The sequence below is a fragment of the Paenibacillus sp. S25 genome (assembly GCF_019454085.1).
GTDB lineage: Bacteria > Bacillota > Bacilli > Paenibacillales > Paenibacillaceae > Paenibacillus > Paenibacillus polymyxa_B.
The window spans coordinates 4,441,319-4,453,253 of sequence record NZ_CP073683.1; the positions used below are offsets into that span (position 1 = coordinate 4,441,319).

General features: G+C 47.0%; 9 protein-coding genes. 1 reads left to right on the plus strand and 8 read right to left on the minus strand.

Annotation, left to right across the window (positions count from 1 at the left end; genetic code table 11):
- Window positions 1–32: 32 nt before the first annotated feature.
- The 8 genes from ptsG to KAI37_RS19395 form a co-directional block, all read right to left on the minus strand.
- Complete coding sequence (gene ptsG / locus KAI37_RS19360; protein ID WP_023989881.1) at window positions 33–2,078, minus strand: glucose-specific PTS transporter subunit IIBC; 2,046 nt, start codon at window positions 2,076–2,078, stop codon at window positions 33–35.
- 252 nt (window positions 2,079–2,330) lie between these two features.
- Window positions 2,331–3,191: a glucose PTS transporter transcription antiterminator GlcT gene (gene glcT / locus KAI37_RS19365; protein ID WP_023989882.1), complete on the minus strand. Its 861-nt coding sequence runs from the start codon at window positions 3,189–3,191 to the stop codon at window positions 2,331–2,333.
- 190 nt (window positions 3,192–3,381) lie between these two features.
- On the minus strand, window positions 3,382–4,917 hold the full coding sequence (locus tag KAI37_RS19370; RefSeq protein ID WP_071642434.1) for a flotillin lipid rafts scaffold protein FloT: 1,536 nt from the start codon (window positions 4,915–4,917) through the stop codon (window positions 3,382–3,384).
- A 48-nt stretch (window positions 4,918–4,965) separates the two neighbouring features.
- Window positions 4,966–5,484, minus strand: a complete 519-nt coding sequence (locus KAI37_RS19375) for an NfeD family membrane protein (protein WP_220030050.1) — start codon at window positions 5,482–5,484, stop codon at window positions 4,966–4,968.
- 174 nt (window positions 5,485–5,658) lie between these two features.
- Entirely contained in the window at window positions 5,659–6,822 is a 1,164-nt protein-coding gene (locus KAI37_RS19380) for an iron-containing alcohol dehydrogenase (RefSeq protein WP_071642438.1), read from the minus strand.
- 184 nt (window positions 6,823–7,006) lie between these two features.
- Entirely contained in the window at window positions 7,007–8,650 is a 1,644-nt protein-coding gene (locus KAI37_RS19385) for a UDP-glucose--hexose-1-phosphate uridylyltransferase (RefSeq protein ID WP_071642440.1), read from the minus strand.
- Window positions 8,651–8,667: 17 nt separating this feature from the next.
- Entirely contained in the window at window positions 8,668–9,657 is a 990-nt protein-coding gene (gene galE, locus KAI37_RS19390) for a UDP-glucose 4-epimerase GalE (RefSeq protein ID WP_071642442.1), read from the minus strand.
- Window position 9,658: 1 nt separating this feature from the next.
- Window positions 9,659–10,837 carry a galactokinase gene (locus KAI37_RS19395; RefSeq protein ID WP_220030051.1) on the minus strand — a complete coding sequence of 393 codons (1,179 nt, stop codon included), beginning with the start codon at window positions 10,835–10,837 and terminating at the stop codon, window positions 9,659–9,661.
- 220 nt (window positions 10,838–11,057) lie between these two features.
- Between KAI37_RS19395 and KAI37_RS19400 the strand changes: the two genes are divergently transcribed.
- Window positions 11,058–11,924: an AraC family transcriptional regulator gene (locus tag KAI37_RS19400; protein WP_071642446.1), complete on the plus strand. Its 867-nt coding sequence runs from the start codon at window positions 11,058–11,060 to the stop codon at window positions 11,922–11,924.
- Window positions 11,925–11,935: the final 11 nt, after the last annotated feature.

Consider the following 11,935-nt stretch of genomic DNA (forward strand, 5'->3'; position numbering starts at 1 on the left):
CGCCTAATCAACTAATCCGAAACACATAGAGTTTATTTTATCGTAATTATACCATCTTCGCCAGCCTTCAATACTCCAGTTTTGTTTAAAGTTACCGAAGAACCTTCTGGAAGGTTAGTAAAAATGACAGGTGAGATGATGGATTTAGCGTTTGCCTTCACGTATTCCAGGTCTACTTTCATAATAGGCTGGCCAGCTGACACAAGATCGCCTTCGTTCACCAAAACGTCAAATCCTTGGCCTTTAAGCTTCACTGTATTCACCCCGATATGAACAAGCACTTCTTTACCGCCATCGGATTGAATACCAATCGCATGCTTGCTTGGGAATACATTGAATACTTTACCATAAACAGGGGACACAATCGTTCCATCATTTGGCACGACCGCAAAACCGTCACCTGTCATACGTTCTGCAAATACCGGATCGGGAACCGTCGAGATATCAACCAATTCTCCGTTAACAGGCATTACAATATCTTCTACAATAATGGTTTGTTGTTCTTCTCCAGCTTCCTTCTCCTCTTGTGGAGCAGGTTGCGCCGGAGCTGGTGCAGGTGTACGTCCAGCCATGATATCAGCCATTTGAGATTTAATGGTGTCCGAACGTGTACCGAAAATTGCCTGTACGTTGTTACCGACTTCAAGGACACCCGATGCACCAAGTTGTTTCAGACGAGCTTTGTCAACGTTCGATTTCTCATTAACCTCGATCCGAAGACGTGTGATACAAGCATCTAGATGCTTGATATTCGATGAACCACCGAAAGCTGCCAAAATGTTGTGCGGGAGCTCATCACTACTACCGACTGCTGCGCCATCCACATTATCTGTAGCTTCTTCACGTCCTGGTGTTTTCAAGTTGAACTTCCGTATGATGAACCGGAATCCGAAGTAGTAAATAACTGCCAAGATCAGACCGACGATAATTACATACCACCAAGGCGTACGGGTTGGAATAATCCCGAAAATCAGGAAGTCAATAAATCCGCCTGAGAAGGTCATACCGATTTTGACATGTAAAATTTGCATGGTCATAAATGACAGACCTGCGAATATACAGTGTACTGCAAACAGCAGTGGAGCTACGAACAGGAAGGAAAATTCCAGTGGCTCCGTAATACCTGTCAAGAACGAAGTCAATGCTGCTGAACCCATGATACCTGCTACATATTTTTTGTGTTCTGGTCTTGCTTCATGGTACATTGCAAGCGCTGCTGCCGGCAAACCGAACATCATGAATGGGAATTTACCCACTTGGAACGTACTTGCTGTCAACGCCACTCCGTCGCGAAGCTGGCTGAAGAAGATCTGCTGGTCACCGTGAACGGTTTGACCTGCTTTGTTAACATATTCACCAAACTCAAACCAGAACGGTGAATACCAGATGTGATGCAAACCAAATGGAATAAGCGCGCGTTCGATAACCCCGAACAGGAACGCCGACAAAGTCGGGTTGGAATACACCATAAAGTGAGATACTGCATTAAGTCCTTGTTGAACTGGAGGCCAGATCAGAACCAGCGCAAGTCCGACAATCAGTGAGGATACCGCCGTTGCAATCGGAACGAAACGCTTACCCGCGAAAAAGCCCAGATACGAAGGAAGCTCAATTTTGAAAAACCGGTTGTACATGGCCGCGGCCAGTATACCGATGATTATCCCGCCGAACACCCCGGTTTGAAGCGTTGGAATCCCCAACACGTTTGCATAACCCGGTATTTTTTGAGCAATCAGACCAGGTGTGACACCCACGGCTGTACCCAGTGTAATGTTCATAACGAGGTAACCGATGATGGCAGCCAAACCTGCTACACCTTCACCGCCCGCCAGACCGACGGCTACGCCAACTGCGAACAACAGTGCCAGATTATCAAAAACGATTTGTCCGGCATTCATCATGATCGTCGCTACCGATTGAACCCAGCCTGCATTTAATGCCGGAATGTACTGGAGAAAATCAGGATTGACCAGCATGTTACCGATACCCAATAAAAGCCCCGCAGCTGGCAAAATCGCTACAGGAAGCATTAATGCTTTACCGACACGCTGTAAAACGCCGAAAAGCTTTTTAAACATACCTTCCACATCCTTCTCTGAAATTTAGAACAGAGGCAAAACAACAAAAAAGGCATGAGCCGATTTAAGTATGTTTGAAAACAACCTTGGGATATAGCTTGCCCCAGTAGGCTGTAAACAATCATAACTTAAAACAACTCATGCCTGATCGAATCAGTAACACGTTAAATGTTCAGTTGTTGTCTTCCTCATTGCAGAATTGATTATAGCACCCCGCTAAATGCGAGGCAATACTTTTTTATTCCGGTTTTATCACTTTTGTTGCTCCCCCTGCTCTTTGCGTTGGGACAACCGTTGCAGATGCATTGTCAAATAACTAACCTCAGCCGGGTACACAGATTTACGGAGTCTTTTCTCCATAATTTTCGTGAGCTTCCAGGCCAGCATATACATTTCCGGGTACTCCTCATTCAAAAGCTTGTCCAATCGATAAATCTCCTGCACAATTTCTCCCCGGCGCACACGTTCAATCGCAAACCTCAGATGAGTCAGCAGTCGAGAATAATCAAGGGATTGAAGAGGAATACGATAATCCAGTGTGGTCTCGACAACCTGAACCATATCAGCAATCAGACGAGAATCCTTCCTAACCTCGGAGATATGCTGGTTTGTCATGGCGCTATAAATATGCAGGGCCACGAATCCGATTTCATCTTCTCCCAGATCTACATCCATCTTATCCCTGATTAAAGCAACAGCCTGCTCAGCCATCTTATATTCCTGAGGATATATTTCCCTAGTCTCATACAAAAAAGGATTATGAATCGTAATTCCCTGTTTATGACGGTTGATGGAAAAAGCGATATGGTCAGTTAAAGCAATCAGTATGTGCTCATTTAGAGGCTTTTTTGCTTGAAGCTGAACAAGATGAAGCACCTCACCGATGACCTCAATGAGCTTTTCATCCAGCTCAGGAAGCAACCGTTTATATTGCTCCTGTTCTTCATGGCTTTTTAAAATAAATAATTTTTCAACTGAATCCAACGGCATAAGATCGCCGGGTCTGCGATTGAAACCGATTCCTTTTCCAATCACGACAACCTCATCATGCTCGGGATGCATCCCTATAATCACATTGTTATTCAGCGCTTTGGCCACTTTTAGGCTGCTCACATCCGCACCTCTTTTATCAGAACCTTGATCCTAAGAATTATAGCATGAAGCTCAGAGGAATCCACGTTAAAGTACCAAATATTCGGCTAAAGGTCAATAAAAAGAAAACGCTTTTCATCACATTGCCGGGAAATGCTGTGACGAAAAGCGGTCTTTTAGTTAGGGATAGATGCTTCCCATAGACTTATCGTTATTCTTTATCTGTTAGTGCTGCCTCCACCGAGGCTGGAAGATGCTGCTTATTCGCTTCACCGGAGAACGGCACGGAATGAAGGCCTTTTTTTCCAGTCGTCAGCCCTTTGATTAACTGCTCCACATCAATGCCGGATACACTCTTCAGCATCTCAGGTGCCGTAGCCATCAGTTCGGTGACATAATTGCTGACACGCGCTGCTCCTTCTCCTTTTCCCGTATCAACTACGGTGAGTTTATCAATGGACGCAATCGGTTCGGCAATACGTCCAGCCAGATCAGGCAACATTTTTACGATAATATCGAGCACGGCGGCCTCTCCAAACTTCTGGAACGCCTCCGCCAGTTTTTCCTTGGCCTCCGCTTCTGCAAGTCCACGCAAACGGATGACATCTGCGTCTGCCGTCCCTTTGGCGCGTTCGGCATCCGCTTCTGCTTGCCCGTTGAGACGTTTTTGTTCAGCTGACGCTTTAGCCTGTGTCTCAATCGAGTATTGCAGCGATTCAGCCTCACGCATTTTACGCGATTTATCTGCTTCCGCCGCTTGTTCAACCGCATACCGATCGGCTTCTGCCTTCTTTTTCACTTCCGCATCATATTGCTTTTCACGTACCTGTATTTCCTTGGATTGAAGATCAATTTCCCGTTCTTTGCGCACAAGCTCGACCTTCATCTGCTCCTCGACAGCAGTCTGCTTGGCACGGGCCTCCTGGATGTGATAAGCCTGATCGGCTTCTGCCTTCGCTGTATCCTGTTCTTTCTTAAACGAAGCCACTTTCAGTTCCTTCTCCTTGGCTGCCTCGGCAATATTGGTATCCCGCAGCAATTCGGCCTTCTGGCCTTCCTGTTCCGCACGCGCCTTCTGAATCCGGGCATCCCGCACAGCCTCAGCTTCTGCAATCTCAGCATCCCGTTTCACAGCGGCAATTCTCGGCTTACCAAGCGCATCCAGATATCCATGTTTATCACGCACATCTTTGATGGTGAATGAAACGATTTGCAAGCCCATCTTTTTCAGATCACGAGCAGCCACGCCTTGCACTTCCTGCGCAAACCGATCCCGATTACGATAAACTTCTTCCACCGTCATCGAGCCGAGGATTGCGCGTAAATGCCCCTCCAGCACTTCCTGAGCCTCTCCCCTAAGAGCTTCCAGTGGCTTCCCGATGAACTGCTCGGCTGCTGTAGCCACATCCTCAATAGAACTGCCGACCTTGATGATCGCCACACCATCTGCAATCACGGGAACTCCTTGTTCCGTATACACTTCCGGTGTGGTTACGTCCAGTTTATGGGACAACAGAGAGATGAATTCGGACTGCTGAAAAATAGGCCAAATGAAGGCCCCCCCGCCGCGTACAATTTTAATTTTTCGTCCAGAGTCATCCTCGGAAATATTTTTATTTCCTAGAAAAGAACCCGTCACGATCATTCCTTCATCCGGTCCTACCGTTTTGTAACGGGCCCAAAAAGCGATCCCTAATATAACGATAACGATGACGACAATCCCAGGGACCAACACAATATCTTGCAAATTTGACACTCCCGATCACGCTCCCTTCAAGTTAAGCGATTGCGCCGTCTATGTGTCCAGGTACGCTACGCGGACGACGCCCTCTGTGACCTCAACCACGACGATACGGGTTCCCGCAGCAAGCGGTTTGTGATCGAAGCTCGATGCTGTATGTATGGTGTTGCCTGCACCCAAGCGGATCATAACCTCCCCGTAACCAACCTCAGGTACAGGAATGGTGACCTCACCGATCCGGCCAGTCAGCTCACGCATGGAGAAGCCGCTGGATACCTCCGAATTCGCCATGGGTTTGATAAACGCAAAGAACACGAGTATTCCGATGACGAACGCAATCCCTAAAGCAAGCACGACGACCCACCCCATGCTCAGCCCAGTATACTTTGTCAGCAGTACTCCAGCTCCGCCAAAAGCGGTCATGGCTCCAAGTAAAACGACAGGTCTGAACCAATCGAGGCCCGGTAGCTCCAATGCACCATCCAGCCAACCACCGAGTACATCTCCAATCAGCACACTGACTACGGTAAAGATAGCGCCCCCTGCCAACAACCACCAAAATATGGTTTCCATGCGACTCCTCCTTCCATGTACCTTTTCAGTCTGGTTTCCAGTCTATAACTATGTTTACGTATTCAACCTTAAAAAGTTTCAAAATTTTCCTCCAATATCACAAATCAAACCCAAAAAAGCACGTTCGTACGTCTAATGACGCACAAACGTGCTTAAAATGATACAAGTGTCGGTTTACAGAGATGCTTTGTAAATTTCGACTACATCTTCGCGATTGAGCTTATTAAAGCCACCAAAAGATCCGAATTTCACAGCTTTATCAGCCATAACATCGATTTGGGAAGCATCAATTTCGTAATCAGCCAGACGGCTTGGTGCACCAATCGAGTTCCAGAAATCACGCAACGCCTGAATACCTTCCAGCGCCACTTCTTCATCACTCTTGCCTTCTGGATTTACATGGAACACATTGACGGCCAGTTGTTTGAAGCGTTCAGGCTTCACATGCAGATTGTGTTTCATCCAGTTCGGGAACAGAATAGCCAGTCCTCCACCATGTGGAATATCATAAACAGCAGATACAGCATGTTCGATATTGTGGGTAGCCCAGTCACCTGTCAGCCCCATGTTCAGGAAGCCGTTCAGCGCCATCGTACCACAATACATAATCGTTTCACGCAGCTCGTAGTTTTCCAGATCGTTGACCAGTCCTGGAGCCGCATCCATGACCGTACGCAAAATCGTTTCGCACCAGCCAAGTTGGACCGGAGTATTGGATTCCAAATGGAAATAATGCTCCAGCGTATGTGACATCATATCTACGATTCCGTAAACGGTTTGATTTTGCGGCAGAGAGTATGTGTTCACCGGATCAAGTATAGAAAACGCAGGGAACGCAAATACGCTGCCCCAGCCCAATTTTTCCTGTGTTTTTTCATTTGTAATAACAGAACCAGCATTCATTTCAGAACCGGTAGCTGCCATGGTCAAAACCGTACCTAATGGCAATGCTGCCTGTGGTGCCGCTTTACGCTCTGCAAAATCCCACATATCGCCATCATATTTTGCACCAACAGCAATGGCTTTAGAGCAATCCAGCACACTACCGCCGCCTACAGCCAGAACGAGGTCGATTTGATGTGTTTTACACAATTCCACGCCTTTATGTACTGTAGATAAGCGAGGATTCGGTTCTACACCAGCCAGTTCCGTTACCTCTGCACCGATTTCACCAAGCAAACTTATTACATTATCGTACAAACCGCTGCGCTTAATGCTGCCGCCGCCATATACAAGCAGTACACGTTTACCATATTTAGGAACTTCACGCTTGAGAGCCTCCAATTGTCCTTTACCGAAGATCAATTGTGTAGGATTATAAAATTCGAATGCTTTCATCGCAAACGCTCGCCTCCAATAGTTCTAAAGTTTAATGTTAAGAAACTACTCTATTATAACCTTTTCGGTTACAGGAAACAAATCTGCTTTATTTTCAGAAAAAAACCACACTCCTTGAGGAGCATGGTTCCATGTCATATCTTGGGAGGGTTCTCGTAGTGTATTATGTGCTACGCCAGCGATTTTATTCTCCCAAAGTATATCCCAATTGTTTCATAAAACGACCAAAGGCCTGTTGACCGGACGGATTCCGTTTATACACTCCTGCATGCTCTAAAATCTCACTGAATTTCAGTCCAACCTCATTTTGTACGGTACGAATAGCCGTCTCCTTGTCAGGCAAACGACCGAACCGGGTGTTTAACTGGTAAATCCAGTCTGCATGCTTAAACAGTGGATGTCCTTCCTGCTGCATAGCCACAGCCAGTTTGTCATCCCCACACAAAATATCTGCAATTCCATCCAGTTCATCCTTGAGCCGCCCCGGTAATATGGCAAGTCCCATAACTTCGATCAGACCGATATTTTCCTTCTTGATGTGATGCATCTCGCGGTGAGGATGGAAAATACCTTCCGGATACTCTTCACTCGTTCGGTTGTTACGCAGTACGAGATCCATCTGGTACCTGCCTTCGGCATCACGGCGCACAATCGGCGTCACGGTATTATGCGGAATCGTTTCCCCTTCCTGCTCTGTATGAGAGAGGACATCAGCTACAGGATCACTATAAGCTTTCCACGCTTCAAAAGCAGCATTTCCCGCTTCCAACAACGCCTCGGCATCTGTTGACGTAAAACGGATGACCGACATCGGCCAGTTTACAATCCCTGCTGTAACCTGCGGGAACGCTTCATTATGGTATACGCCATCTACACCCGCTTTTTCAATTGGGAATGTATGACGACCACCCTGAAAATGATCATGGGTCAGGATCGATCCGCCAACAATCGGCAGATCCGCATTGGAGCCAATAAAATAATGCGGAAACGCTTTCGTAAAGGCCAGCAATCGGCGCAGTGTATCCTTCGTAAGCTTCATCGGTACATGATCATGATGGAACACAATGCAGTGCTCGTTGTAATACACATAAGGTGAATATTGAAAAAACCACGGTTCCCCATTCAATTCCACCGGAATAATGCGCAAATTTTGACGGGACGGATGATTTACTCTTCCTGCATATCCAACGTTTTCACGGCATAATTGACACTTGGGATAAACAGGCGGCGGCAAAAGCTTCGCCATCGCAATTTCCTTGGGACTTTTTTCTGGCTTGGACAAATTAATCGTGATTTCCATATCTCCGTAAGATGTCGACTGATTCCAGTACACATTGCTGGCGACCCGATCCATTCGGATGTAGTTCGAATCGATGGATAATTGATAAAAAGCATCTGTCGCCGCCTCTATGCCTCGTTCAGTCTCCGTTTGATGAAAGTCACGGATGACTTCAGACGGTCTTGCCATCAACAGTCCCATGATTTTGGAATCCAGCAAATCACGATACGTGTCTGTGTTTTCAGGGATAAGTCCAGTGGCAAAACCATAATCTATCAAAACATTTAGCACAGGCTGGAGCACTTCGGGGGCCATAATGCCCCCTGCTTCCCCACCTGAATAAGGCTCGGAAAAACCAAACTGATCCAATAGCAAATTACGGCTGTAATCTGTATCTTGCGGACCAATCAAGCCCCTGTTTTGTGCGAATGCAACCAGTTGCTCCACCGCATATAGAGCTGATTGCTGTACAGTTTCGTCGATGTCATTGGCCAGATGCCGGGAATGTTCCCGGCCTTGGCCTTTATCTGCGGATTGGCGCTCGCTCATATGTTATCGTCTCCCGTCTACTCGTCGCCGTAGCCGTGAGGGTGCGACTGATGCCATCCCCATGCTCCGCTAATAATATCCTCTAGTTGGGTACGTGCTGGATTCCAGCCCAACACCGAACGAGCCTTGTCAGAAGATGCAACCAATATCGCTGGATCGCCTGCGCGGCGTGGCTCTGTAACAACTGGAATGTCGAGCCCAGTGACCTTGCGTGCCGTCTCAATAACTTCTTTCACAGAGAAGCCCTGCCCGTTGCCCAGGTTGAATACGTTGCTGTCATTGCCTTCGCGCAAGTAATTTACTGCACGCACATGAGCATCCGCCAGGTCACTCACGTGAATGTAATCCCGAACACACGTGCCGTCAGGTGTCGCATAATCCTCACCAAATACAGCGATGTGTGGACGCTGTTTCAAGGCTGTCTGGAGCACCAACGGGATCAGATGGCTTTCTGGTCGGTGATCTTCACCGATCTTGCCGCTCTCATGCGCACCAGCCGCATTAAAATACCGTAAAGACACATATTTGATGCCTAAAACTTTGTCAAACCACGACATCATGCGCTCCATCATCAGCTTTGTTTCACCATACACGTTGGTTGGTTCTGTACGGTCTCCCTCTTCAATCGGTACCTTTTCCGGTTCGCCGTAGGTAGCCGCAGTAGAGGAAAACACGATTCGGCGCACTCCAGCATCCTTCATTGCCTCCAGCAAGCTCAGCGTGCCAAATACATTGTTGTCGTAATATTTACCAGGATTTTGCATGCTTTCTCCAACCAGCGAGTTGGCTGCAAAATGGATAACTGCGTCGATACTATTTTCAGAGAACAGTTTGGACAGTAGTTCTTTATCCCTCAAATCCCCTTCATACAACTTGCCTCCAAGCAATGCTGCTTTGTGCCCGGTTTGCAAATTATCCAGCACCACAACTTCTTCTCCCAGATCCAACAGTTCTGCTACGGTATGTGAACCGATATATCCAGCTCCACCTGTGACTAAAATGGCCATGTTATTCGTCCTCCTTCAGTTCTTTAACTCCGTCTCCTGCCTTGCATACATAAAAGCTGGCTTCCAGCCCAGTGCGGGTCTGATAAGCTTTGCCGACTTCCTTCACAAAACGTTCCACATCGTCCTCATGAACCAATGAAACCGTACAACCTCCAAATCCGGCTCCTGTCATACGAGCACCCAGCGTGCCAGGAATGCGTCGTGCTTCTTCAACCATGACGTCCAGCTCCGTACAGCTGACCTCATACAAATCTCGTAATGAATCATGAGAAGCATTCATTAACTGACCAAAAGCTGCAAGTTCATTCGCTGCGAGAGCATCAACAGAGGCCAACACACGAGCGTTTTCCTCCACCACATGCTGTGCCCGCCGACGCACTGTTTCGTCCGCGATGTGATGCTGAAGCTCTTCGAAACGCTTCTCGTCCAGCTGAGCGAGGTATTCCAGTGACGGCTCCTGCTGCTGCAAAATGGACAGTGCTTCGGCACATTGACTACGACGCTCGTTATAGGCTGAGTCCACCAAACCGCGACGCTTGTTTGTATTGCCGATCACCAACTTGTAATCTCCCGTGCGGAATGGCACTTTACGGTAATCCAACGTATCGCACATCAGTAGAATTGCATGATCAGCTGCTCCGTTTGCTACAGCGAACTGGTCCATAATGCCGCAATTGACACCTACATAATTATTTTCTGCCCGCTGGGACAACAAAGCGATTTCGACCGTATCTGTTTTCTGTTTTTCGATAGTGAGGAACGCATATCCTGTGACAACCTCAATGGAGGCTGAGGAGGATAATCCAGCACCGTTCGGTATTTCTCCGTGATAGAGCAGGTCATATCCGTTAGAAGGATAAACTCCCTTATCAGCTAGCTCCACCAGCACACCCACCGGATAGTCCACCCAATCATCCGTTTTGTTTTTACCTATTTCTCCGCGGGAGATAGATACTTCATACGACAGGTTTGTCGAAGCGAAATGAATTTCATCATCATTGCGCGCACGAAGGATTAGTGTCGTTCCGAATTCCAGCGCAGCCGGGAGTACATAACCACCGTTATAGTCGATATGCTCTCCAATCAGATTGACACGTCCAGGTGCATGAAATATCCGCAGTTCATTGCTGCTTTCACCATATTTTTCAATAAAATGTTTCTTTAATTCAGTAGAGTTCATATCCGCATCCACCTCATATACCGTTAGTAAAGGCCTCCCTGATTTCCCTGTAACATCTTAATCAGGTTGACATCTCTTATGATTTCAGTATAAATGAAAGCGTAACACAATGTAATGCATCCATGTGTTTAAGCTATGGATAAATGTGACTTGGATATGTACAATGTAAGTATACCGCATCCGCTAAACTATTCACAAATGCAGGAAGGATGACCCTATATTGCAAGCGCATTCATATAGTTATGCTGTCGCCTCTAATCCAGTGTTTTATGAAAATAGCCCACTGCATGTACTTTTTGCAGGAGAGAGCCAAACCAAATCTGGTCATGCCGTAGGGCCTAAAATCTATGATTACTATCTGCTTCACTTTGTAGAATCGGGCAAAGGCATCTTCCGAACGGAACAGCACACATATCAGCTTGAAGAAAACGATTTTTTCCTTATCCATCCCGGTCAGCTGGTGAGCTATACTTCTGATGAAGAGGAACCATGGCGTTATCGTTGGTCTGCGTTTACCGGACACCATACTGAGCAGGTGGTACAGGAGGCAGGACTGCGTGTTCACCAGCCTGTCTTCCATGCTTCTGATCAAAGTCCCATCCCCAGTTATTTGGAACAAATGCAATTGGCCTTTTACAGCAGAAAATCTAGTTCTCATCTTTCAGCCTTGGGCTATTTGTATCTGATTATGGGGGAAGCAGGCAATTACCTGAGTGACTGGGCTGATCCGTCCGGGGCGGATTCGCAAATTCAACGTACAGTCAAGCAGATGGTGCAATATATGTCCACTCAGTACGCACATCCCGTTTCCATTGAGCAAATGTCTGAAGGACTTGGTTATAACCGTGCGTATTTGTCACGGATATTCAAAAAGGAAACGGGCATCTCCCCCGTCACCTATCTGCTTAAGCTAAGAATCGACAAATCACGTCAACTGCTGCGTGAGCGTCCTGAACTATCAGTAGAGCAAGTGGCCGCTTCGGTCGGACTAACCGATGCCTTATATTTCTCACGTCAATTCAAGCGCTTCTGTGGTCAGTCTCCAACCGAGTACCGAAGCAAGGTTAAGCACTACCCACAGTCGTAAAGCAGACTTAA

What these genes read in the sequence shown, in the direction of transcription:
- KAI37_RS19375 (WP_220030050.1), bottom strand. Translation starts at nt 5,484, where the DNA reads ATGGAAACCATATTTTGGTGGTTGTTGGCAGGGGGCGCTATCTTTACC.
- KAI37_RS19385 (WP_071642440.1), bottom strand. Translation starts at nt 8,650, where the DNA reads ATGAGCGAGCGCCAATCCGCAGATAAAGGCCAAGGCCGGGAACATTCC.
- KAI37_RS19380 (WP_071642438.1), bottom strand. Translation starts at nt 6,822, where the DNA reads ATGAAAGCATTCGAATTTTATAATCCTACACAATTGATCTTCGGTAAA.
- galE (WP_071642442.1), bottom strand. Translation starts at nt 9,657, where the DNA reads ATGGCCATTTTAGTCACAGGTGGAGCTGGATATATCGGTTCACATACC.
- ptsG (WP_023989881.1), bottom strand. Translation starts at nt 2,078, where the DNA reads ATGTTTAAAAAGCTTTTCGGCGTTTTACAGCGTGTCGGTAAAGCATTA.
- KAI37_RS19395 (WP_220030051.1), bottom strand. Translation starts at nt 10,837, where the DNA reads ATGAACTCTACTGAATTAAAGAAACATTTTATTGAAAAATATGGTGAA.